General features: G+C 28.5%; 30 protein-coding genes. 28 read left to right on the top strand and 2 right to left on the bottom strand.

All coding sequences use genetic code 4. The features are described from left to right. The first annotated feature begins 18 nt into the window (after positions 1-18). Genes rplE through rplQ form a run of 16 tightly spaced genes read left to right on the top strand, consistent with a single transcriptional unit; the run spans position 19 to position 8,527 of the window. The gene (rplE, locus tag AACK97_RS01565) at positions 19-558 is read left to right on the top strand and encodes a 50S ribosomal protein L5 (RefSeq protein ID WP_338968931.1); all 540 of its coding nucleotides are present in this window, start codon (positions 19-21) and stop codon (positions 556-558) included. 16 nt (positions 559-574) lie between these two features. Beyond that, on the top strand, positions 575-760 hold the full coding sequence (locus AACK97_RS01560; RefSeq protein ID WP_338968263.1) for a type Z 30S ribosomal protein S14: 186 nt from the start codon (positions 575-577) through the stop codon (positions 758-760). A 17-nt stretch (positions 761-777) separates the two neighbouring features. Beyond that, positions 778-1,179 carry a 30S ribosomal protein S8 gene (gene rpsH, locus AACK97_RS01555; RefSeq protein ID WP_338968261.1) on the top strand — a complete coding sequence of 134 codons (402 nt, stop codon included), beginning with the start codon at positions 778-780 and terminating at the stop codon, positions 1,177-1,179. An 11-nt stretch (positions 1,180-1,190) separates the two neighbouring features. Then, positions 1,191-1,733: a 50S ribosomal protein L6 gene (rplF, locus tag AACK97_RS01550; protein ID WP_338968259.1), complete on the top strand. Its 543-nt coding sequence runs from the start codon at positions 1,191-1,193 to the stop codon at positions 1,731-1,733. Positions 1,734-1,767: 34 nt separating this feature from the next. Continuing rightward, entirely contained in the window at positions 1,768-2,124 is a 357-nt protein-coding gene (gene rplR / locus AACK97_RS01545) for a 50S ribosomal protein L18 (protein ID WP_342189626.1), read from the top strand. An 18-nt stretch (positions 2,125-2,142) separates the two neighbouring features. Continuing rightward, positions 2,143-2,772, top strand: a complete 630-nt coding sequence (rpsE, locus tag AACK97_RS01540; RefSeq protein WP_338968257.1) for a 30S ribosomal protein S5 — start codon at positions 2,143-2,145, stop codon at positions 2,770-2,772. Positions 2,773-2,774: 2 nt separating this feature from the next. Continuing rightward, the gene (rplO, locus tag AACK97_RS01535) at positions 2,775-3,212 is read left to right on the top strand and encodes a 50S ribosomal protein L15 (RefSeq protein ID WP_338968254.1); all 438 of its coding nucleotides are present in this window, start codon (positions 2,775-2,777) and stop codon (positions 3,210-3,212) included. Positions 3,213-3,214: 2 nt separating this feature from the next. Continuing rightward, positions 3,215-4,588 (top strand): preprotein translocase subunit SecY, encoded by a 1,374-nt coding sequence (secY, locus tag AACK97_RS01530; RefSeq protein ID WP_338968252.1) that lies wholly within the window; start codon positions 3,215-3,217, stop codon positions 4,586-4,588. Between the two features lie 18 nt (positions 4,589-4,606). Continuing rightward, positions 4,607-5,251: an adenylate kinase gene (locus AACK97_RS01525; protein WP_338968250.1), complete on the top strand. Its 645-nt coding sequence runs from the start codon at positions 4,607-4,609 to the stop codon at positions 5,249-5,251. Positions 5,252-5,256: 5 nt separating this feature from the next. Further along, positions 5,257-6,027 (top strand): type I methionyl aminopeptidase, encoded by a 771-nt coding sequence (gene map, locus AACK97_RS01520; RefSeq protein WP_338968248.1) that lies wholly within the window; start codon positions 5,257-5,259, stop codon positions 6,025-6,027. Beyond that, positions 6,028-6,261: a translation initiation factor IF-1 gene (infA, locus tag AACK97_RS01515; RefSeq protein ID WP_338968245.1), complete on the top strand. Its 234-nt coding sequence runs from the start codon at positions 6,028-6,030 to the stop codon at positions 6,259-6,261. A 26-nt stretch (positions 6,262-6,287) separates the two neighbouring features. Beyond that, on the top strand, positions 6,288-6,401 hold the full coding sequence (gene rpmJ, locus AACK97_RS01510; protein ID WP_215825765.1) for a 50S ribosomal protein L36: 114 nt from the start codon (positions 6,288-6,290) through the stop codon (positions 6,399-6,401). A gap of 16 nt (positions 6,402-6,417) precedes the next feature. Then, positions 6,418-6,786, top strand: coding sequence for a 30S ribosomal protein S13 (gene rpsM / locus AACK97_RS01505; protein ID WP_338968242.1), 369 nt, complete (start codon positions 6,418-6,420; stop codon positions 6,784-6,786). 20 nt (positions 6,787-6,806) lie between these two features. Beyond that, a complete protein-coding gene (rpsK, locus tag AACK97_RS01500) occupies positions 6,807-7,196 on the top strand; it encodes a 30S ribosomal protein S11 (protein ID WP_338968241.1) in 390 nt (129 codons plus the stop codon). A 3-nt stretch (positions 7,197-7,199) separates the two neighbouring features. Beyond that, on the top strand, positions 7,200-8,150 hold the full coding sequence (locus tag AACK97_RS01495; protein WP_338968239.1) for a DNA-directed RNA polymerase subunit alpha: 951 nt from the start codon (positions 7,200-7,202) through the stop codon (positions 8,148-8,150). A gap of 17 nt (positions 8,151-8,167) precedes the next feature. Then, positions 8,168-8,527 (top strand): 50S ribosomal protein L17, encoded by a 360-nt coding sequence (rplQ, locus tag AACK97_RS01490; RefSeq protein ID WP_338968237.1) that lies wholly within the window; start codon positions 8,168-8,170, stop codon positions 8,525-8,527. A 434-nt stretch (positions 8,528-8,961) separates the two neighbouring features. On the opposite strand, the gene AACK97_RS01485 is transcribed toward rplQ, so the two are convergent. Further along, positions 8,962-9,237 (bottom strand): hypothetical protein, encoded by a 276-nt coding sequence (locus AACK97_RS01485; RefSeq protein WP_338968234.1) that lies wholly within the window; start codon positions 9,235-9,237, stop codon positions 8,962-8,964. A 235-nt stretch (positions 9,238-9,472) separates the two neighbouring features. Here AACK97_RS01485 and AACK97_RS01480 point away from each other — a divergent pair, with 235 nt between their 5' ends. From AACK97_RS01480 to AACK97_RS01445, 8 genes are all read left to right on the top strand, one after another. After that, on the top strand, positions 9,473-10,417 hold the full coding sequence (locus AACK97_RS01480; RefSeq protein WP_338968231.1) for an IS30 family transposase: 945 nt from the start codon (positions 9,473-9,475) through the stop codon (positions 10,415-10,417). 188 nt (positions 10,418-10,605) lie between these two features. Next, positions 10,606-10,806 (top strand): hypothetical protein, encoded by a 201-nt coding sequence (locus AACK97_RS01475; protein ID WP_338968230.1) that lies wholly within the window; start codon positions 10,606-10,608, stop codon positions 10,804-10,806. A gap of 429 nt (positions 10,807-11,235) precedes the next feature. Continuing rightward, positions 11,236-13,608 (top strand): ABC transporter substrate-binding protein, encoded by a 2,373-nt coding sequence (locus AACK97_RS01470; protein WP_338968229.1) that lies wholly within the window; start codon positions 11,236-11,238, stop codon positions 13,606-13,608. A gap of 22 nt (positions 13,609-13,630) precedes the next feature. Next, entirely contained in the window at positions 13,631-14,578 is a 948-nt protein-coding gene (locus AACK97_RS01465; protein WP_338968227.1) for an ABC transporter permease, read from the top strand. 12 nt (positions 14,579-14,590) lie between these two features. Further along, complete coding sequence (locus tag AACK97_RS01460) at positions 14,591-15,502, top strand: ABC transporter permease (RefSeq protein WP_338968226.1); 912 nt, start codon at positions 14,591-14,593, stop codon at positions 15,500-15,502. Then, entirely contained in the window at positions 15,502-16,557 is a 1,056-nt protein-coding gene (locus AACK97_RS01455; protein ID WP_338968223.1) for an ABC transporter ATP-binding protein, read from the top strand. The genes AACK97_RS01460 and AACK97_RS01455 overlap by 1 nt, the downstream gene beginning before the upstream one ends. Before the next feature lie 29 nt (positions 16,558-16,586). Beyond that, positions 16,587-19,049, top strand: coding sequence for an ATP-binding cassette domain-containing protein (locus AACK97_RS01450; protein WP_338968220.1), 2,463 nt, complete (start codon positions 16,587-16,589; stop codon positions 19,047-19,049). A gap of 18 nt (positions 19,050-19,067) precedes the next feature. Then, complete coding sequence (locus tag AACK97_RS01445) at positions 19,068-21,518, top strand: hypothetical protein (RefSeq protein ID WP_338968217.1); 2,451 nt, start codon at positions 19,068-19,070, stop codon at positions 21,516-21,518. Positions 21,519-21,555: 37 nt separating this feature from the next. Here the strand turns inward: AACK97_RS01445 and AACK97_RS01440 are convergent, their stop codons facing one another. Then, positions 21,556-21,948, bottom strand: coding sequence for a hypothetical protein (locus AACK97_RS01440; RefSeq protein ID WP_338968216.1), 393 nt, complete (start codon positions 21,946-21,948; stop codon positions 21,556-21,558). 65 nt (positions 21,949-22,013) lie between these two features. Here AACK97_RS01440 and cysS point away from each other — a divergent pair, with 65 nt between their 5' ends. From cysS to AACK97_RS01420, 4 genes are read left to right on the top strand one after another with little or no spacing between them, the layout of a single operon-like run. Beyond that, complete coding sequence (gene cysS, locus AACK97_RS01435; RefSeq protein WP_338968214.1) at positions 22,014-23,330, top strand: cysteine--tRNA ligase; 1,317 nt, start codon at positions 22,014-22,016, stop codon at positions 23,328-23,330. 42 nt (positions 23,331-23,372) lie between these two features. Continuing rightward, positions 23,373-24,092: a 23S rRNA (guanosine(2251)-2'-O)-methyltransferase RlmB gene (gene rlmB, locus AACK97_RS01430; protein ID WP_338968211.1), complete on the top strand. Its 720-nt coding sequence runs from the start codon at positions 23,373-23,375 to the stop codon at positions 24,090-24,092. A gap of 9 nt (positions 24,093-24,101) precedes the next feature. Beyond that, positions 24,102-24,266 (top strand): hypothetical protein, encoded by a 165-nt coding sequence (locus tag AACK97_RS01425; RefSeq protein ID WP_338968208.1) that lies wholly within the window; start codon positions 24,102-24,104, stop codon positions 24,264-24,266. A gap of 21 nt (positions 24,267-24,287) precedes the next feature. Next, positions 24,288-24,656: a sigma factor-like helix-turn-helix DNA-binding protein gene (locus tag AACK97_RS01420; protein WP_338968206.1), complete on the top strand. Its 369-nt coding sequence runs from the start codon at positions 24,288-24,290 to the stop codon at positions 24,654-24,656.

Below are 24,656 nucleotides of genomic sequence, written 5' to 3'. Positions count from 1 at the left end.
TGAAGGAGTTAAAATTTGATGAATTATTTACAAAAACAATATCAAGATGGAATTATTCAGGAAATGATGCAAGAATATAATTTTACTTCTACAATGCAAGTTTCTAAAATTATCAAAGTAGTTGTTAATGTTGGTATTGGTGATGCTGTTAGTAACAGTAAAAATATTGAAATAGTAATGCAAGAATTGTACTTAATTACCGGACAAAAACCAGTAACAACTAGAGCAAAAAAATCAATTGCTGGTTTTAAGTTACGAGAAGGAATGCCAATTGGGTGTAAAGTAACTTTACGGGGTACTAAAATGTATGACTTTCTTTATAAATTATTTAATATTAATTTACCTCGGGTTCGTGATTTTCGTGGTTTAAATAAAGCTGGTTTTGATAAACAGGGTAACTACACATTAGGAATTAAAGAACAATTGATTTTTCCTGAAATTGATTACGACAAAGTTGTAAAAACAAGAGGAATGAGTATTACTATTGTAATGTCTAGTAATAATCAAAATGAATCATTTTCTTTACTAAAAAAAATGGGTGCACCATTTAAGAAATAGGAGAGGAAAGAAACTGATGGCAAAAAAATCACTAAAAGTAAAACAATTAAAAACTCCTAAGTTTGCAGTTCGCGCATACACTCGTTGTCAAAATTGTGGCCGACCAAAGTCAGTATTAAAAAAGTTTCAATTATGTCGTATATGTATTCGTGAATTTGGCAATAAAGGGCAAATCCCTGGGCTTAAGAAAGCTTCATGATAGGAGGTAGTTAGTAAAATATGATGACAGATCCAATTAGCGATATGCTAACAAGAATTCGCAATGCTAACCAGCGACAATTTAAAAAGGTAAGCATTCCGAATTCTAATATAAAATTGCAAATTGCTCAAATTCTGAAAGAAGAAGGGTATATTATTGATTTTAAAATTAATGAGAAATCCAAAGATGGAACTCATAGTAAAATTGATATTTTATTAAAATATAAAGCAAGTCAAAGGGTAATTTGAGGTTTAAAGAGAATATCTAAGCCAGGTCTTAGAGTATATGTTAAAAATAGTGAGATTCCAAAGGTTTTAAATGGTTTAGGAATTGCAATTATTTCGACATCACTTGGAGTTATGACTGATGCAAAAGCAAGAGAAAATCGTTTAGGTGGCGAAGTTCTTGCCTTTGTTTGATAGGGTGATAAATTATGTCAAGAATTGGTAATCGCATTCTATCTGTACAAGATGGCGTTGAAATAAATGTTGCAAAAAATAATATCATAACTATTAAAGGACCTAAAGGAACACTCAATAAACAATTACCACAAAAAATTACTATTATCGTTGAAAACCAAACGATTAAAACTATCAGACCGAATGAACAAAAACATACTAAGCAATTACATGGAACTACTAATTCATTGTTAGAAGGAATGTTAACAGGTGTTACTACTGGTTTTAGTAAAAGATTATTAATTAATGGGGTGGGATATCGTGCTAATATTCAGGGTGATAAACTAAATTTAAGTTTAGGGTTTTCACATCCGATTCAATATACTATCCCTGAAGGAGTAACAGTTGTTTGCCCTAAACCAACAGAACTTATTGTTTCAGGAATTAGTAAAGAATTAGTTGGACAAGTAGCAGCCAATATTTGTGCTTTTCGACGAATAGAGCCGTACAAAGGTAAAGGAATTCAATATGATAATGAATACATTATTCGTAAGGAAGGGAAATCAGCAGGTAAATAGACAATAGTCTAGATTACTTTCAAAGGAGTTAAAAATGAAATCAAATCGCTATGAAGCAAGAAAAATTAGACATTTTCGCATTCGTAAAAAAATAACTGGTTCTGAATTAAGACCCCGACTTAATGTATTTCGTTCTAATAAGAATCTTTATGCACAAATTATTGATGATAGTCAGCACCGGACACTAGTTTCTTACTCAACTTTGCAAATGGCAGGTACAGGTAAGAGCAATTTAAATAAAGCTAGTGCTACTCTTCTGGGAGAAATGTTAGCAAAGAAAGCTTTAGAAAACAATATTACCACTGTGGTCTTTGATCGTGGGGGGTACTTGTATCACGGAAAAATTGCTGCGTTTGCGGAGGCTGCAAGAGAACATGGATTGAAATTTTAGTAGAGGAGAAGTATGTTAATGCAAGAAAAAAAAGATCAACAAAATTTAACGACATCACCAACTAAGCCTAATTTTGCTAATCGAGGTAGTGATGGTGAACGAAATAAAAAACGATGAACTAAAAAACCAAACGCTAATTTTCAAAAACCGGTTGAAGAGTTTGAAGAAAAGGTCGTTAAAGTAAGAAGGGTAACTAAAGTAACTAAAGGGGGGCGACATTTTCGTTTCTCAGTAGTAGTTATTGTTGGTAACCATAAGGGAAAAGTTGGTTTTGCTACTGGTAAAGCTAATGAAGTACCCGATGCTATTAAAAAAGCAGCAAAAGCTGCTAAGAAAAATATTTTTATGATTCCAATGGTTGGGGTTACTGTTCCTCATGAGGTTATTGGTCATTATGGTGGGGGCCGATTATTAATTAAACCTGCTAGAAAAGGTACGGGAATTATTGCTGGTGGTCCAGTTCGGACTTTAATTGAAGTATCTGGTGTTCAAGATATTTATGTTAAGTCATTAGGTTCTAATACCTCACTTATTATGATTAGAGCAGCAATGGATGGTTTAAAACAAATGCGAACTAAAGAACAAGTGTATAGTTTACGAGAAATTAAAGAAAAAGTTAGTGAAAAATCACTAGCAAGGGAACAATAATTATGAAATTACATGAACTTAAATATACTGAAAAATCTCGTAAAGATAAAAAACGCCTTGGAAGAGGAACATCTTCAGGACATGGAAAAACTTCTGGTAAAGGACATAAAGGTCAAAATGCTAGAAGTGGTGGTGGTGTTCGTCCTGGATTTGAAGGTGGACAAACGCCTTTATTTCGTAGAATTCCTAAAATCGGTTTTACCAATTTTACAAAGAAAAAATATGAAATTGTTAACTTAAGTGCTTTAGAACAATTAGATGTAACTGAAATTACTCCCCAAGTTTTAAAAAGCAAAAAATTAATTAATAGTGAAAAATCATTAGTAAAAATTCTTGCTAATGGTAAAATTAGTAAAGCATTAGTTATTAAAGCTCATAAGTTTTCAAAAGTTGCTAAAGATGCTATTGAGAAGGCTAATGGTAAAACCGAGGTGATTTAATAGTGATAACAACCATTAAAAGATTTTATCGTAATAATAAAGATATTTTATTAAAATTAGCTTTTACATTATTGGTTTTATTTATTATTCGTTTGGGAGCATTAATTACTGTTCCAGGGGTTAATATAAATAAAAACCTTAATGAATCTAATAAGGATTCAAGAGAATTTTTTAATTTGATTGCAATGTTAGGTGGAGGCTCTATTGATCGATTTTCACTTTTCGCTTTAGGGTTATCGCCATACATTACTGCTTCTATTATTGTCCAATTATTATCTACTGATTTAGTTCCAGGATTATCTCGTTGAGCCAAATCAGGAGAAAAAGGGAAACGAAAATTAGATTCATTAACTAAATGATTAACATTGCCATTTGGCATTATGCAAAGTTTTGCGACAATTATGACCTTAGCACAACAAAAAATTATTAGTCTTAAATGGCAAGAAGCAGATGCTGGAAATATTGCTACATCGGCAGTGTTTTATTATATTTTGGTACCAACATTGCTTTTGGGAGGGACATTCTTAATTCTTTGACTAGCTGATCAAATTACAATTCGTGGAATTGGTAATGGTGTTTCTTTAGTTATTTTTGCTGGAATTGCTTCTAGTTTACCATTTAATATTGCTAAAACTTTTCAATTTTGAGTTGGTGGTCAAAGTGAAGCAATAGTTGTTTTTAGTGGGTTTTTAAAGTTTTTACTTTATATGGTTGGATTTCTTTTAGTAATTTTAATGGTTGTATTCTTTGCTGAATCAGAAAGAAGAATTCCGATTCAACAGACGGGAAGTGGATTAGTGTTAAAAAGTGAAAAAGCACCGTATTTGCCGTTAAAAATTAATTCGGCTGGTGTTATTCCCGTGATTTTTGCTTCAGCAATTATAACAGCACCTTTAACAATTGCCCAAATTGTTAAAGCTAATAATCCCGAAGGAACAGGGTTTACTAATTTTACTGAGACTTATTTGGCATTAGATTCATGGTCAGGAATGAGCATTTTTGCGATTTTAATTATTCTCTTTACTTTCTTATATTCTCAAGTACAAATTAATCCTGAACAAATGGCAGAGAATTTTCAAAAGAATGGTACATTTATTCCTGGAATTCAACCAGGAAAAGAAACTGAGAAATATATTAAATCAACTTTAAATCGTTTAAGTGTTGTTGGTAGTATCTTTTTAGCTTTTGTTGCCATATTGCCAACATTAATTTCTAAATTAACAAATTTACCGCCAATGTTAGCAATTGGTGGAACAGGAGTTATTATTATGGTTGGTGTTGCAATTGAAGTTATTCGTCAAGTTCAAGGACATTTGAGGCAACAATCGTATATTCAATTTAAAAGGGATGAAAATCAAAGTAAAAATATATGATAAAAGAGAGTGGTATTTAAAATGAATTTAATCTTTTTAGGAGCACCCGGAAGTGGTAAAGGAACTCAGTCACAAAAGTTATGTGAGGCATACCGTTTGATACATTTATCAACAGGAGATATTATTCGTCAAGCGATAAAAAATAATTCACCATTGGGATTAAAAACTAAAGAATATTTAGATGCAGGAAAATTAGTACCTGATGAACAAGTCATTAATCTTGTGCGAGAAACCATTGATAATTTAAGCGAAAACTTTATTCTTGATGGTTTTCCAAGAACGCTTAAACAAGCGCATGCGTTGCAAGAGATTTTAGAAAAAAAAGAACAACAAATTGATTTTGTTATTTATTTAGAAGCTGACTTAGAACATTTAATTGATCGGATTACTAATCGCTTAGTTTGTCCGACTTGTAATCGAACATATAACAAATTAGTTAATAAACCTAAAATTGCGATGCAATGTGATGATGATGATGGTGCATCATTAATTCAGCGCGATGATGATACGAAAGAAAAAGCTAAAATTAGAATTCAAACTTATTTGAATGAGACTTTACCTTTAGTAGAGTATTATCAAGAAGAAAACTTATTACATGTTGTTGATGCTAATCAGTCAAGTAAATTAGTATTTAATGGTATTAAAAGTATTTTAGATAGTGTGTAAAATAAATGGTTACTGTTAAAAATGAGTTGGAAATTAAAGCAATGCGTGCTGCGGGAAAAGTAGTTGCTAAAATGTTAGCTGAAGTTAAAAAGGCAATTATTCCCGGAATAAAAAAACGCGATCTTGATATAATAGCAGCAAGAGTGTTAAAAGAAAATAATGCTAAAACAGCGTTTAAAGGTTATTATGGTTTTCCTAATCATATTTGTGTTTCTATTAACAATGAATTAATTCATGGAATTGCTAATAATCAAATTATTAAGACAGGTGATTTAGTATCAATTGATGCTGGTGCTGTTGTTGATGGACACTTTGCGGATGCGGCCATTACTGTTGGCGTTGGTCAAATTAAAGCGGAATATCAAAAGTTAATCACTGTAACGGAAGAAGCCTTAAATAAGGCAATAGCAATTATTGCTCCGGGCGTTAGAATTGGTACTATTGGGGCAACAATTCAACAATTTGTTGAGCAACAAGGGTATCATTTACCAAAAAATTATACGGGACATGGGATTGGTAAACAATTACATGAAGAACCATATATTCCTAATTATGGTAAATATGACTATGGCTTAAAACTAGTGGCAGGAATGACAATTTGTATTGAACCAATGGTACAAATTGGTACTGATGAAACTAGAGTTTTAAGTGATAATTGAACAGTTGTGTCCCTTGATGGTACATATTCAGCTCATTTTGAACATACAATTCTAGTAACTGCAAAGGGATATGAAGTTTTAACTGCTAATCCATACTCAATGGAAGAAGGGAATTAAATGGCCACCAAAGAAAAAGAAAATAAAAATATTATTGAAGTGGAAGGGATTGTTATTGAATGTTTACCTAATACTGAGTTTAAGGTAAGATTAAAAAACAATGCGGTTATTTTAGCTCACGTTTCTGGTAAAATTCGCATGAATTTCATTAGGATTTTACCAGGTGATAAAGTAATTATTGAACTCTCTCCATATGATTTAAAACGTGGGCGGATTACTTATCGTCATAAGTAAAAAAATAGTAAAAGGAGAAAAATTAAATGAAAGTAAGATCATCAGTTAAAAAAATTTGTGATAAATGTCAAATAATTAATAGAAAAAAATGTGTGCGAGTAATTTGTAAAACTCCAAAGCACAAACAAAGACAAGGTTAAAAATAGGAGGTTAAATATGGCAAGAATTGCAGGAGTAGAAATCCCTAATGATAAAAGAGTTGTTGTTGCTTTAACATATGTTTATGGGATTGGTTTATCAAATGCTCAAAAGATTTTAAAACAATGTAGTATTGATAAAAATATTCGTGTTAAACAATTAACAGAAGAGCAACTAACAAATATTAGAACAGAAATATCTAAAGATTATAAAGTAGAAGGTGAGTTACGACGCGAAACCCAATTAAATATTAAACGATTAATGGAAATTGGTTGTTATCGTGGTATTCGTCATCGTAAAGGTTTACCAGTTCATGGTCAATCTACTAAACAAAATGCCAGAACAAAAAGAGATCGCAGACAAACAGTTGCTAATAAGAAAAAATAGTAAGAAGCGGAGGTAACACGATGGCAAAAATAGAAAAAGTTGCAAAGAAAAGACAAAAAAAGAATATTTTAAAAGGAATCTCCCATGTTCATTCAACATTTAACAATACAATTGTAACAATGACTGATGAATTAGGCAATGTTATTGCTTGATGTGCGGCTGGTGCAATTGGTTTTAAAGGAACAAAGAAATCAACCCCTTATGCTGCACAAATGGTAGCAGAACAAGTTGCTAAGGTATCAATGGAACATGGAATGAGAACGATTGAAGTTCAGTGTAAAGGACCTGGTCCTGGAAGAGATGCTGCTGTTAGAAGCTTACAAGCAGCTGGTTTAGAAATTACAAGTATTAAAGATGTAACACCAATTCCTCATAATGGATGTCGTCCCCCTAAAAGGCCAAGAGGTTAATAAATGAAACAATTTGTTAGACCAAATTTTAAATTACAAACTGAAAGTACTAGTAAAAATTTCGGTTGCTTTATAGTAGAACCATTAGAAAGAGGATTTGGTAATACTATTGGTAACGCTTTACGAAGAACTTTATTAGCAGCAACACCGGGAGCTTCAATTTATGGTGTTGATATTAAAGGGGCTAGTCATGAGTTTTCAACAATTAAAGGGGTTGTTGAAAATGTTGCTCAAATTATTTTAAATTTAAAAGGTATTATTTTAAAAATTGATAGTACTGTTTTTAAAGAAGAAGAAAGTGTTTCACTAAAAGTAGATGCTGGAGCTGGTGAAGTATTAGCTTCAATGATTGTTTGTCCGTTAGGAGTTGAAATATTAAATGGTGATTATTTAATTGCTACTGTTGCTAAAGGTGGTAAATTAGAAATGACAATGTATGCTCAAAATTCTCGTGGTTATAAATCATTTGATGATAATAAACGCTTAATTACTAATATTGGGATTATTCCTATGGATTCTAATTATTCACCAATTGTTAATGTTAAATATAGTGTTGAACCAACTAAAGTGGGAAAAAGTGCTGATTTAGAGCAATTAGTTTTAGAATTAACAACCGATGGTTCGGTTACTCCTGTAGAAGCAATTGCGATTGCTGCGAAGATTTTAATTGCTCATTTAGAACATTTTGTTAGTTTAAGTGAACAAGCACAATCATTAGAAATTATTTCTATTTCTGAAAAACAAGAAACAGATGAATTAGAAAAACCGATTGAAGAATTAGACTTAACGGTGCGTTCATATAATTGTTTAAAACGAGCAGAAATTGTTACGATTGGTGATTTAACTGATAAAACAGAAAATGATATTTTAGCAACGAAAAATTTAGGAAGAAAATCCTTTAATGAAATTAAAGAGAAATTATTAGCATTAGGGCTAACTTTTAAACGAGAATAAAAGGAGGAACAAAGAATATGTCATTTATTCAAAAACGCGGTAAAAATACTAGCTGAAGACAAGGATTAATGCGTAATTTAGCAACAGAATTAGTTGTTCATGAAAGATTGCTTGTAACTGAAAAACGAGCTAAAGAATTAAGAAAAACAATTGATAAATTAATTACCTTAGCAAAAAGACAAGATTTGCATGCTAGAAGACAAGCATCAAGTATTTTACGAAATATTGATGTTAATGAAACAGAAACAGTTTTACAAAAATTATTTACTGATATTGCTAAGCGATATAATGAAAGATCTGGGGGCTATACGAGACTTTTAAAAACTGATGACCGTAAAGGCGATAATGCCCCAATGGTTTATATTGAATTAGTTTAAATAATAAATCCGATTAATAACCTCAATAAATACTGAGGTTATTTTTTGTTGTTGCAATATATGATAAAATATTGTCATAATTTTATTAAAGGAGCATAATATGCAATTAAAAACATTATTTTTGGAAATAAATATCGCTAGTAATATTCCCAAAAACTATTAATAGCATTAATAGTTTTTGGGATTTTAGTTGGAATTTTATTAATAACTTGATTTGCTACTTGAATATATTCATCAATTATTAGAAATACTAACAGTGCTAATTTAACAGGAAAAGAATTTGTTGATGCTTATTTAAAGAAGTTTGGTTTTGTTGAGAAAAAAGTTCAAAAAACTACTAGTTATGAAATTAAAAGTCAGTTTTTTCAATTAACGCCTTTTCATTACAAAAAGCAACAACCACATCATTTAATAGTTAAAATATTACCTTGAACTTATCATCGTAGTAGTTTATATACTTTAGCTAAAGCTGGGGAAGTAGCATATTCTACTTCACAAGGAAGAAAATTATTTCTTAGTTTTGGATGGTCGTTAATTGTTAATTTAGCATTAGTGGTAACATCATTTCTTATTATTAATTTGGTTTTATTAATTCTTAATAGTCAAGCATTATTTGGTAATGCTAATCCACATCAAGCAATAATTGTTATTGGTATCGTTGCTAGGTCGCGTTTAGTTTTCTTAGGTATTGCTTTGAAGAAGTAAAACAATCAGCTAATTATATTATTTAATTACTAAACTAACCCTGCCTTTCTTGTTATTGTCATTTTTATTCATTACCATCTTATCATATTATTGAATTTTTACACAATAAAAAATTATTAATTTTATTAAATTTTAACTAATATTTTTACTTACCCTGAAATGTAAAATTAAAAAAAGGACACTTATATAAAAAACAAATTGTGTTAATTCTATAATTAAGAAAAGAAAGGAATTAGCACAATGTATAAGTATCTGACTATTGAATCAATAATAGCAATAAAAGAATATAAAAGTTATGGATTTTCTATTCGTAAAATAGCAAAAGTAATTGATTATAGTAAATCAACTGTACACAGAGTTTGTAAATTATTAAATCAAAACTTATTACCATTAGAAATATTGAATCAAGTTCAAAAAAATAAACAAAATGCAGGTAGAAAATTAATAATTTTAACTTTAACAGAAATTAATACTATCAATCATTTGTTAATTACTAAAAATTATGCTCTTGATATAATTGCTGATTTTTTAAAGAAAAATAAAATAAAAAATATTTCAACAAAAACTTTATATAACATGTTTAAAACAAATCGAATGGGTTTTGATGAAAAAAATTTATTGAGAAAAGGCAAAAATAAACCTCATAAACAAAAAGAAACTAGGGGCAGAATTAATAATTGTAAATCTATTCATGAAAGAAATTTAATCATTCCAAATATTAAAAATATACAAGAATTTGGCCATTTAGAGGGAGATACTATCGTTGGTAAAGATCATAAAAGTTCTATTATTACTTTAGCTGATATATGATCAAAAACCACAATTCTTTTGAAAACTAAAAATCATAAAGCAGAAAGTATTACACAAAGTATAATAAAATTTATTTCAAAATTAATACCAGGAACAATTAAAACTATTACTTTTGATCGTGGTAAAGAATTTAGTAAATGAAAATTAATTGAAAAAAATTGTAATGTTAAAATTTATTTTGCAGATGCCGGCAAACCTTGTCAAAGAGGTTTAAATGAGAACAATAATGGTATTTTAAGAAGATATTTACCAAAATCTACTGATTTATCTTCATATAAACAAAAAGACTTAAATTCTATAGCATTTCAAATTAATTCTACACCCAGAAAATCATTATCTTATAAAAGACCAATAGATTTAATACAATTATTTTAAAAAACTGTCCCATTTATATTTACAATTCAGGTTTCAGTAATAATAAGCAAGGTATTCATAACCAAAATTTAGAATGAAATATCGGTTGTAGCATTGAAAGCGATGTATCGCATTTAATAAAACAACAATTAGGATATGGAGCAAAAATATATAATCATAAGAATTTAAATAACTTATTACATTTAAAAATGGCAAATTTAAACAAATTAAATGTATTACATTATATTAATGAAAATATTAATTCAGAAATAGAAATCAGAAAAGAAATATATAAAAAGTCATTATGAAATAAAAAGTCATTATGAAATAAATATAATAATAAAAATGATGATAGTTGAATTAATTATAAAGGTAATGCTATAACAAATAAATATAATAGATTTAAGTAAGCAAAAATATTAGTTAAAATTTAATAAAATTAATAATTTTTCATTGTGTAAAAATTCAATAATATGATAAAATGGTAATGAATAAAAATGACAACAACAAGAAAGGCAGGGTTAGTTTAGTAATTAAATAATATAATTAGCTGATTGTTTTACTTCTTCAAAGCAATACCTAAGAAAACTAAACGCGACCGTCCCGCATTTAATTCTTGACATAGATAGGAAAATCTAGTAATATTATTGTCAATATAAAAAGAATGACATCATTGGTTATTCATTTTATAAAGTGTGCTTTCTAAACAAATAATTGGCACACTTTTTTATAAAAAGTTTGAGGTTATAAGAAAAAATATGAAAAGAAACCTACTTAAAATAATTTTATCTAAAATAACAATAATAAATTCAGTATTATTTTTAGTGGCTTGTAATTCAATGTCGCTTAATTTTGTTATTGCTCAAGCGGATGCCATTAAATCATTGAATTATTTAAAATATGATAAACATAGTTATAATTCGCAATATTTATTTGCTTTTATTGAAGGATTATTTCATAATGCTCCGGCTGATCAAAAATCAAGTAATGAAGTGTTAGAAATGACAAAAGTAAATGGCAATCAGGGTGTTGTTATTAAGGAAATGGATATTAATAATGAAAATTTAGATTTAGATAAGGTTTTAACAAATCCTAGTCAATTAAATCAGCAATTAAATGCTATTGCTAATGAAAGTACAAGAGTAATTTCTAGTACAACTGAATTTTGGTATGGCGTTGCGAAAGATATTTTTGTTGTTAATTATGGTGATAAAGTAAATAATAATGAATCACGAAAATTTAAAGAATTTATTATCAAACTAAGATATGCACCATTTGCTAATAAAGATTTACCTTATCGCGAAAATGGTCAAGAGTTTTTTCAGGAGCGACCAGCATTGTGACATGATGGCAAAAATGTTTTGGCATCTGATTTTGTTAATAGTGTTCGTTATGTTTTGGATGCTAGTAATGGTTCTGCTAATGTTGATGATTTAACGGATACTAGTAAAGTGGGAATTAATAATGCTAAAGCATATTTAGACAAAAAAGTTAGTGAAGATAATTTGGGGATTAAAGCAATTGGTAATGACTTATTATATATTAATTTTGCAACTGGTTTTAATCCGACAGCAGTTGCAAAGTTAACGGCAGATTTTATTAAAAAGTTGTTTTCTCCGGCGTTACTTCCTTCAAGAAAAGATGTTATTGCAAAATATGGTAATCTTTGAGGTACTTCTAAAGATACGGTTTTAGGTAATGGTGCTTTTAAAATTTATCGTACTGATTTTGATAATGATACGGTTTTTCTGAAAAATGAAGATTATTGAGATCGTGAAAGAATTTCGGCTAATGCTTGAAAGTATAAAGTAGTCCAAGATACCGTAACATCATCAATTTTATTTGAATCGGGTGTTGTTGGAAAATCAGATATTCCCAAAGAATTATTACCACGATTTTTAAATAATCCCGTCTTACGCCGGTTTTTATTTCAAGGAATGTCCACAAGAGATTCAGAATATTTAGCTTTTAATAATACAAGTAATAAATTTGATAATGAAAAAGGACGGTATTTACGAAATGCGATTCAATATGGAATTGATCGCCATGAGTTTTTGCTTAGTCAAAATGATAATGGGGGTATTCCGGCTGATACTTTAACAACTTTATTAAGTCGTAATGATGGTAATGATACGGCTTTTAGAGAAACTTTAGTAACTGATAATGGACAACCAAAGTATGAAGTGGATGTTGTCGGTGATAATGCAAAACAAGATCGAGTACCGTTAGCGTATTATCGTTTTGATCAACGAGTGTTTTATGATAAAGTGCAAGCAAATATTGATCGTACTGATCGTTTACATAATAAAGCAATTGCCCAAAAATTTTATAATAAATATCGGTTAATGAGTAGTGGTAAAGAGACATTAACATTATTATATGATTTATCAGCATCAACAACTGCTAGTGATGCGATGTTGCTTTTAAAACAAAAAATTGAACGCAATTTTCCAGAAATTAACATTAAATTGGAAGGGCAGGCGCGGTCAATCTTTTTAAGCAAATTAGGCGTTGGTGAATATGATTTATTATACAGTAGTGTGAAAGGTAAAAAAATTAATGCTTTTGATTATTTAGAAATTCTTGCTAAGGTTTATTGAGATCAGGGTGATTTACGATATGTACAAAATCCAACCGGAACATGAAATTTTTATGAAAATTTTATTAAAAAATTTAATTCTGTAACAGAACTTAGAAATTCTAATTCATTTTTTAAAGACTTTGAAGTTACCCCATCTGAATTTTTGTGGTTAAATGCTTTATTTACACCGTATGATACTAATGGTAATAACTTTGCTGTTAATGGTTTAGTGAAAAATAGGGAAAATAATATTGATAATTTTCAGCAATTAAATGCTATTTTACAAAATAAGTTTGGTGATGGCTTAGCGAGTTTATTTGATAAAGAAACTGGTTTTAAAATGCCCCAAGATAAAGATTATGCTATTAGTGGTTTAGCAACTTTTGCCCCTCATATTGCTTTTCGCATTTATGCGATTTTAGAAGCGATAATTAAATTAGAATCACCAGTTATTATGCTAAGTAATTCTAGTGCTGGATGGGCGGGAGAAAGAATTTTGGGTTATTCACAAGCAGCAGGGACAAATATGCCTGAGGTGCAATGAGGATATAATTGTCAAAATAAACCAAATAATTCAATCTTTCCTTTAAAAGGATGTGAGGCATTTAATAAAGATGATTTAAGTATCTAGAAATTAGTAAGGAGAAAATAAAATGTTATTAAGTTATAATTTGCAACAGTCTATAAAGAAATATGTGTTTTTGATTGTTGAATTTATTGTTATTGCTTGAATCGTGTTAACAATTGTTTTCTTTTTAATGAATGCGATTCGTGGTAATGAAGCAGCTGTTGATCCTAGTTTATCTAAAGATGCTCAAAAAATAATTCGTGACCAGTTAGGTTTAGATCTTAGTATTTGAGTAAGATATGGGAAATATTTTGCTAATTTAGTTACTAAAGGGCAATTAGGAATTTCAATATTTTTGTATCCCCAGCAATTAGTAGAACAATTTTTATTTCAAAAGTTATTGGTTTCCTTTCGCGTTGGTTTTCTTGGTTTAGTTATTGCTTTATGTATTGGTATTCCTTTAGGGATTTTTGTTGGTAGAAGACCAGGGACATTAATTGATAGTTTAGCAACAGTGTTTATTGCTGCCGGTTTTGCAATCCCTTCGTTTGTTTTTGCGATTTTGCTATTATTATTTGCTTTTAAAGTTCATATTCCATATATTTATGACCCCTTAAATCCGATAACTTTAATATTACCTTCATTAGCAATTGCACTTCCTAGTGTTGCTGGGTATATGCGTTATTTACGAACATCAATTCAACAAGAGTTTAGTTCGCAGTATGTTCAATTTGCAAAAATTAAAGGTTGTAAAAATCGGCGAATAACTTGAAGACATGTTTTAAAACCAGCATTTTTTCCCATTGCCACTTTTTTACCGTTAGCAGTTTTAGCATCAATGATTGGTTCAATTATTATTGAAACAGTGTTTGCGATTCCGGGAAGTGGACAAATTCTAATTAGAGCGATTCAAGCTAAGGATTATGATGTTGTTATGGGTGTGGTTTTAGTTTTAAGTTTTATTACGGTTATTGGTTTCTTTATTCGTGATATCTTATATACGATATTAGATCCACGGACAAGAATTGGATAGGGGTTATTATTAATGAAAAAAACAAATTCTGAAGATTTTAAAAACTTTAAATTAGTTCGTCAAAATTTTCTGACAACAGAAAAATTGGCAACAAAACCGATTAATCGTTCGCGAGAGTTTTATTTAGCAATTATTGCTAATCGTTTTGCTTTAGCAGGAATAATTATTTTTGGTTTGTTAATTTTACTTTCTTTAATTTTTCCACTAATATGAACTGATGCTAATCTTTTAAAACCTGAACAACAACATTATGGGTTTTTTAAAAACGGATATATTTTTGGTACTGATGGACAAGGAAGAGATGTTTGAGCGATGTTATGGCATGCTACCAGATATTCTTTAGGTTTGGCATTTGTTGTTGTTATTGTTGATTTAATTGTTGGGGTTACTTTAGGTCTATTAATGGGTTATTATCGTAAAGTTGATAAAATTTTGCAGTTTATTATTAAAATTTTAACAAATATTCCCAGCATTTTAATTTTAATAATTGTGGCAACAGCGTTGCAACCAACTTTTTGAACGATGGCATTAGGGTTAACATTAACGGCATGAATTAATATGAGTTTGCAAGTAAGAGCACAAGTATTAAAAAATAAGCAGTTAGATTATTTTGTTGCTTCAAAAATTTTAGGAACGCCGTGATATCAACAATTAATTAATTTTATTCCGGTGGCCTTGCCAATTATTATTACTGGTTTAGTCGCAACAATTCCGATTGCAATTATTAGTGAAGCTTCATTAGGTTTTATTGGTTTATCAGTGCCGGATGCGATTACTTTAGGTAATATGATTAATAAAGCACGATTAACGGCATTAGTATATCCGCGACAAATTATTGTTCCTGTAATAACTTTAATGGTTATTACGATTGCAATTCAATTAATTGGTAATGGCATTCAAGATATTATAAGGAAGTCACAATAATGAGTAAAAAAGAGAAAATTATGGTTAAAATTGAAGATTTAAAGGTAACTTTTTACAATAAAGCTAAAAAAACTCATAATACAGTTATTCGTAATACGGGATTTGAACTTTATGAAAAAGAAGTTTTAGCAATTATTGGTGAATCTGGTAGTGGTAAGTCAGTTATTACTTCAACATTAATTGGATTATTATCAAATGCTGCTGTTATTGAAGAGGGCAGGGTAATTGTTGATGGGATTGATGTTACTAAATTTGATGAGTCAGATTGAGAAGAATCAGAATTACGAGGCAGAGTTATTTCACAAGTATTTCAAAATCCAATGACTGCTTTAAATCCGACAATGAAAATTGGTTTACAGTTAATTGAGGGGGCATTAATAAATTTTCGTTCTGCAAGTAAAAAAGATGCTAAACAAGATGCAATTAATTTAATGTTAAGAGTGGGTATTACTAATGCTAATCAAGTAATGAAGTTATATCCTCATCAATTATCGGGGGGAATGCGACAACGAGTGTGTATTGCCGTAGCTCTGTTATGTCAACCAAAGATTATTATTTTTGATGAACCAACAACAGCGTTAGATCCAACAATTCAAGCAGAAATTTTGGAATTAATTCGTGAAATTAAAGATGTTTTTAATGTTTCAATTATTTTTATTTCCCATGATTTAGGGGTTGTTGGTTCAATTGCTGACCGGATTGCTATAATGTATGCTGGAAAGATTATTGAGTATGGAAAAAGTAAAGAAGTATTATATAACAGTAAACATCCATATACTTGAGGGTTAATTCAGTCAATGCCAGATGTTAATTTAGGGCAAAAGTTATATTCAATTCCGGGAAGTGTTCCTTCTAATTTTAATAATATTATCGGTGATGCTTTTGTTACTAGAAATGAGTATGCTTTGGATATTGATTTTGTTGCTCATCCACCATTTTTTAAAATTAGTAATACGCATTTTGTCGCATCTTGATTGTATGATTCGCGGGCAATAAAAATTAATGTTCCCGATATAATTAAAAAACGCCATCACCAGTTTAAAAAACAACATTAGATAATAAAATAAACTAAAGGAGTAAAATAATGTCAAATTCTACGGATACAATTTTAAAACTTGATAAGTTAGCTGTGATTTATAGTCAACAAGGTAAACCTTTTATTGCTGTTAATAAGGTAAGTTTTGACATTAATAAAGGTGAAATTTTTGGTTTAGTTGGTGAATCTGGTAGTGGGAAGACAACAATTGGACGAACTATATTAGGTTTAAATAAGCATGCTTTAGGACATATTAAAATAAAAGATAAACGATTACCACATAATCCTGCCGATATTAAAAAAACAACTAATGAGTGGTTATCGAAAAATGTGCAAATGATTTTTCAAGATCCAGCAACGAGTTTAAATCCTTCTAAGCGGGTGTTGGATATTGTTTTGGAAGGATTTAATAACTATAATTCATATTCTGCGGAAGCAAAATGGTTTAAAAAAGAACGTAAAATTGCTTTGATGTGATATCGGAAATTAACTTCTTGTGATGAGGAAATTATTAAGCAATATGATTTATTAGTTGCCCAATTAATAAATATTTATCAGCAGTGGTATCGTACTAAAGAGAATATGATTAAAAGTATTAGTTATGAATCACAAGATATTGTTTCATCTTATCGTTATTCTTTAAAAGGTGCTAAAACTAAGCACCGCTTATTAATTGCTACCAGAAATGATGTGTTAAAGAAAGAACAGTTATCTTATAAAAATGATTTACAAAATTTATCAGGAATAAAAAAATGAAATCGGAAATGAGATAAGATTTTTAATAAGAAAATTACTCCTTTAAAAGATAAAAAGGAACTTATTGAAAAAGAAATTTATCAAGTTGAAACAATTTATAAAGAAAAATTAAATGAAGCTTTAATTCATTTGAATGATATTCAAGAGCGCTTAACTTATGAAAATGATAATAATTTAATGCGAATTACTAATTTAATTAATTTTCATCAAGAAACTATTAATAGTAATTTACAACAATTACAAGTAAGAAAACAAGAGATTGATAGTTTTTATACTAAAGATATTCGGATTGCGGAAAAGAAAAATAATCTTAAAGAAGTTAAGAAATTAAGAAATATTTGAAAAAGTGATTGAAAAGTTACTAAATTAGAAATTGATTTACAAAATCGCGAAGAAAAAAATAAAATTAATCTTTTACAAAAAGAAGGAACACGATATAAGTATCAGTTATTGTATGATACAAGAAATGATGTTTATGAGGCAAAACAAGAATTAAAACAAATTAGAAAACAAGAGCGCATTAAATTAATAAAAATTTCGCAAGATTTACAATCATTAATGAGTAAATTAAATAAGCAAAAACAAACTGATCGCAAAAATTTTATTAGCGAAGCAGAACAGGAAATTATTTTTAAAAACTATTATAATCGGGTTAAAGATATTAATGTTAATTTTAATGCTAAAATTGAATTTGATAAAAAGCAAATTGATGTTTTAAAAACCCAAGCTTGACAGCGAAAACTAGCTCGGAAAAGGGCTTTAAAAAATATGCGTAATGATTTCAAACTTTTAAAAATAAAATTTGGTGCTGATATTAATACCGTGACAACTAAATTACAGCATCTTTTGAAATTACCAACTAAAACAATTAATAAAGAAAAAACTCAGCAAATTATTAAGAAATATAAAAGTAAGTTAAGAGTTTTAAAAAAAGGATATGTTTTTAAAAATCAAGATATTAAAAAAATATTATTACAGGAGCGAAATAAAATTAATTCTCGTGATAATAATTATGAAAAAATTAATGAAAAATATCATAATGAAAAATATCAAGGGATAGTTGCTAATAAAAAAACATTTGTTAGTCAATTAAAGGAATTAGTTACAACTTATGAAGCCAAGTTATATGGTGTTAACTTGTATAAAAGTAAAAAACTTTTTTTAGATTTTCAGTTAGCGAATGAATATAGTCGTGGTGCTGTTAAAGCTAAAACTCATCAATTAGCTTATGACACCTTACAATCAGTTGGTTTACTGCCAGAACATGGTAGTAGATTTTCCGGTGAGTTTTCTGGAGGTCAAAAACAAAGAATTGGTATTGCGCGAACATTAGTAATGAAACCAGCATTATTAGTTGCTGATGAACCGATATCAGCTTTGGATGTTTCCATTCAATCACAAGTAATTAATATTTTAAAAGATTTACGAGAAAAATATCAACTTTCAATTTTATTAATTGCCCATGATTTAAGAATGGTGCATTATATTTGTGATCGGATTGCTGTTATTAAAAATGGTAAAATTTTAGAAATTGGTCTTGCTGATGAAATATTTTATCATCCCGTACATCCATATACTAAGTCATTAATTTCAGCAATTCCTTCAATCAATAGGGTAGGTGAAGTCATTAGTACAACTAGTTATAATCCGTTAATGCATAACTATAATGAGAAAATAATACCAATGTGACATAATATTACTAATATTCATCAAGTATTAGCAACAGTTAAAGAATTTAAGAAATGAAGTAAGTAAGAAAAAAGGATAAATACTATGAAGTGAAATGTTACAATTTGAAAATATAGGTTTCTTGAATGATGAAATGGTGCTTATCGCAATCGTGTTATTTTAGCATTATTGTCGCTAATATTTTTCTTTTCGCTAATTATTCCCTTTATTATTACTTTAAGTCGCAGTACAACTATTAACTATGAGGGTCAAACAACACTTAACTTACAAACACGATTTAATGCTGAAACTATTAAATGTGAAGAAAATATTACCGAAAAAGGGACGGTTAGTTGTCGTCGTGGTCCTGTTGTCATTGCGGCGACTGATAATTTTGTTCGTAAATTATTAGAATATGATGCTAATAAGTTTACTAATGATGCTAGGTCCTCATTAAATGTTCCCATTAAAGTTAGTGATTTAAAACAAAATACGCATTTAGCTAATGTTTATCGAAGTGGCTGAGGACTATTACCAGATTTGGTAAATTGATTCTATAATAATGTTCCTTGAGGAATAGAAATTTTAACTTTTGAAAAAATTTCAATTGTTGGTGATAGTCCGCCCCCTTGGGTACCAGATTATAGTTTACGAGGTATGCCTATGGGTCGTTTATGAGGTAAAAACTTAATGAGTGTTAAAGTTTTATTACAAACTATTTTAAGTGGTGTAGAAAATGAAATTGCTGACTTTTTTGCGAGAAAAGGCAATAATCCTTTAAGAAATAAACTTGATTCATTAAAAAATTATTTGTTTACTACTTATACTACTTACAAAATGGCTTGATATGCTAATGATGAATCTACTAGTTATCATTATGGTGGTTGAGTTGAAAGTCGGAGATTTCGCGAAAGAATTAATAAAACTGTTACTTGAAATTATTTAACTAATCGTTTTGGTAACATTAATAAAAAAGAAATTACGATTCCTAAGGTTTACAATCGTGAAGTTGCTTATAGTTATTTGGATGAAATATACGAAAAACAATTAGCATTGGTAGGAAAAACAACGCTTGATAAAAATGAAGATAAAACAAAATTATCGTATTTAGATTTATTTGTGTTAGCAAATGATATTAAAAAATTAAGTACTACCAGTTCATTTGCGATTAAAAATGAAAATAATAATTGAATTTTTGATGGGATTGATACTTATAGTAATGTTGAGAAGGAGTTAACGCTATTTCAATTAAAAAATTCTGATTTGTTTACGCAATTTAAAACGATTGAAATTTTTTTACCACAAAGTAATCAGAAAAAAGCAATTGGACAATTAACAAGGAATGATGTTAATGAGGCAATGCGTGTTGCTAATGGGAGAATTAATCGTTTAATTGATTCAACAATTAGTTTTAATGGTTATTTAACAAGTTGAATTCAACAATACTTTTTAAAGTTTATTATTCCAATTTTGTGAACGAATGATGAAAATTTTAAAGTTGCGGATTTTGATTTTTCAAAAATTAATTATGATGAGTTAATTGCAACTTATAATGAAGAAAAAGTCAAAAAACCACTGTGGGCGTCGTTAGCAATTAAATATTCTGAATTTGAGGATGATAATTTTGAAACATCAAAAAAAGTTACTATTGGTTTACAAGGCAAACTTTCTCATTTGGATTATTTTAATCAAATGCGAATGTTTCTAACTCGTGATTGATTACCGTTAACACTTAATAACAGTTTATTTACGCAATCTTTTCATGGAAAACAACAAACTAGTTTTAATAACCATAATCTAATTTTTAAAGAATTGGCGCTTTTAAATGCGATGGGTGCTAATCCTTATGTCTTAGATGAAGATAAACAAATAAGTAATCATATTAAAGTTGATACTGGTTTAGTAAATGCTTTGCAAAAAGTTTTAAGAATGGATGAAGATGTTGTCATGGGACATTTGTCATCATATAGTGAACGAAGTATTATTTGAGGATATATGGATGCTAATGCTGATTATGATTATTTAAAACTAACTAATCGTGATGGTACTTCACGATTAGTTAAGATTACAACTCAAGATGATTTGGATAAAAATTATAATTGCATTGTCACTGATGAGTCGTGTAATGAACAAGATCGGCATTCACTAATGAGTAATGAATATATTAATAATGAACAAATTAATGAGCAGAATATTGATGGTGTGCCATCACGAACATTGTTAAGTAAAATTACGAGTAGTGATAATAAAAATATTGCTTTAAAAAAGTCCCGTAAATTATGAATGACTGATTATGCATTAATCGCTGATTATGCTAATGCTGTTGTTGGGGTTGGTGATTATGTGGTAGCGTTTTTTAATAGTCATTCGCAAAAAGAAAAACCTCTTGTTGTTAGTGAACAAAGAAAACACGATGCTGAAATTAAAAATAATGAATGACATATTTTAAATAGTAATGGTGATATTATTGCTTATGCGGGATGATGATTTTATTCTCGTAATAATGATAATAAACTATACTTTAAGGTTTTAGAACAGTCGTGAATTAATAAATAAGTTAGCACCAAAAAGTGAGGTTATTCAACCTCACTTTTTAAATGGTACTAAATATAATACTAATACTAATTGCAAATGCTAAATTTAGTATCGCAATAAAGAAAGTTAGATTTAATAGTTTTTTTACTTGTTGTAAATATTTTTCGTATTTGTCTTCATTATGGTGATAACCAAGATAATCTTTAGCAATTTCTTGGTCAGTTAATACTAAATTAACCGTTTGTGTTTTGTGATGTAAACGAGATTTGTTTACTTTAAATATTAAATAGAAAATTATTTTTATTGTTAAAAGGCTAATAGCAATTAAAAAATATATGTTACTTATTTTTTGAAAATTAGTTTTTTGTCAATATAGTCATAAAAATCCCATAATTTGTGCTGTCAAACCGATAAAAGCTATCGTTATTATACTTCAAACATGTTTTTTCATATGGTAATCTTACCATAATATTTTAAGTATGTTATAATATTTTTTAGATTATATAGGTGAATTTAATGCAAATATGAGATAGTAAACAACAACAAAAAATTAAAATCAATGACTTGATAGTTACAATGTATGTTTGTGGGCCGACAGTTTATGGTGATATTCATATTGGGAATATGCGACCAATTGTTATTTTTGATATCTTGCAGCGATTATTTATGGTTACTAAACAGAAAGTTTTTTATGTGCAAAATATTACTGATATTGATGATAAAATTATTCATCAAGCTCATTTAGAAAAAATAACGGAAAAGGAATTAACAGAAAAGTATACTAAAAGTTATTTTGAGGTTTTAAAACAGTTAAATGTTTATGAACCAAATTTATTTGTCAAAGTAAGTGATAATATTGCTGATATTATTAAATTTATTGAACGGTTAGTTAAAATTGAAGCTGCTTATGTTAAGAATGGTAATGTTTATTTAGCAATAGAAAAATATTTTCAATCTTATGGACAATTATCAAAGAAAAATTTAAAGGATTTGCAAGTAGGAATTAGAGTTGCAATTGATAGTAATAAAAATTATGTTAATGATTTTGTTTTATGGAAAAAAACCGATCAGGGACAAAAATGAACTTCGCCTTGAAGTGAAGGCAGACCGGGGTGACATACTGAATGTGCGTTATTTATTAATAAATATTTTAAACACTCGATTAATATTCACGGTGGCGGTATTGATTTAATATTTCCTCATCATGAAAATGAAAGAATTCAATTGTTGGCATTAAATAAGCAAGAACCTGTTAAAATATGACTTCATAATGGCCATCTATTTTATGATGATGTCAAAATGTCAAAATCTCTTAAAAATACTATTGTTGTTAAAGAATTTTTGCACCATTATGATGCTAATGTTTTACGATATTTATTAACGCTAACCCATTATTCTAAACCATTAAATATTACTAAAAATTTTATTATGCAAGGAAAAGAAAAAGTTGCAAAAATTCATCAAATATTAAAAGAAAGTTTAGTAATCGCATTTTTAAATGGCGAGGTTAATACTAATGAAAAAAATGAACAACTTATGATGCAAGTGGTAAATTATTTACAAGATGACCTTAACTTTGCTAATGCTTGAGTAATAATTGAACAAATTATTAAGGAAATTAATAATATTTTAAAAGGAAAATTGGGAGCAATTTTGCCATTGTTTAATACCCTGCAACAATGTTTATTTCTTTTAGGTTTACAATTTTCATTAGTTTCGTTTGATGATGATATGAAACAATTATTATTATCTTGACAAAATGCGCGTAAACAAAAAAAATATAATTTAGCAGATAAAATTAGAGAACAATTACAAGCGAAAAATATTTTATAAAATATGTTCAAAAATAATTTTCTTTATTAAGGAGTAACAAAAATGGCAAATTATATTTATGGTAAAAATCCTTTAAAACAATTGTTAGCTGATGACCGTCAACGAATTGAAAAAGTTTTTATTTTACCACAAGAAAAAGTTATTATTGAACAATTAAAGCAGGCGAATATTTCTTATGTTATTAGTAATAAAGAACAATTATTATTATTAGTTAAACATTCAAAACATCAAGGAATTGTCTGTTTAATTAAGGAATATGTGTATTCTTCTTTAGAAGGAGTTTTACAAAAAATAAAAACTAAGAAATACCCTTTAATTTTAATTTTAGATCAAATTGAAGATCCAAGAAATTTTGGAGCAATTTTGCGAAGTTGTGATGCAGTTAATGTTGATGCGGTTATTATTTTGAAGCAAAGACAAGTAGAATTAAATGCTACGGTTGCAAAAACTTCTGTTGGTGCGATTAACTATGTGCCGGTTGTGAAAGTAACTAATCTTAGTAATACTTTAACGACATTAAAAGAAAATGGTTTTTGGATTGTTGCTAGTGCTTTAAATACCGAAATTAATTATTATAATGTTGACTATAAAAAACCGATTGCTTTAATTGTTGGTAATGAGGGTAAAGGTGTTAGTCAGAAACTTTTAAATAATTCTGATTATATTGTTAAAGTACCAATGCAAGGTCATATTAATTCTTTAAATGTTGCTGTTGCTAGTGCTTTGCTATTATATCAAGTTCGGAATAATCAAAATAATTAAGGAGTTTAAATGGAAGATAATGAATTAATATATCAATACCAAATTGCCTATCAACAACCAGCGTTTATATTTTTATGAAAAAAATATTTTAATTTAATTGAAAAAATTACTTTTATAACTTTTCGAAAATTTTCAGCAATTCCTCTAGAGTTAAGTGATTTTAGTTCTTTATAATATTTTTCATTTTATAACAGTATGAAAACTTATCGGGAGACAGCAAATAAAAGTTTTTCTAATTATATGCAACAAAGATTAAAATGAGATTTATTACAATATATTAGAAAATACATTAATAAGAAGCATGCTGTAATGAATTATGCCATTAGTTATGATACGCAATATGAGAGAACAACGGTTGAACAATCATATTTAGTAGCTGAACCTAAATGGATTAATTATGGTTTGTCATTTTTAACTAAATTAGAAAATGAAGTTATTTTATTAAAGTCACAAGATTATTCTAATGAAGAAATATCCCATAAATTAAATATTAGTTATAAAAGTGTTGATAATGCTTATCAACGAGCAAAAGTTAAATTACAAAAAAATCGTGATTGTATGTAA

It is taken from the genome of Spiroplasma endosymbiont of Lonchoptera lutea, assembly GCF_964019715.1.
Classification (GTDB): Bacteria; Bacillota_I; Bacilli_A; order Mycoplasmatales; family Nriv7; genus Nriv7.
Note: the sequence above shows the minus strand (reverse complement) of the source record. Positions and strands in the feature narration are given on the sequence as shown.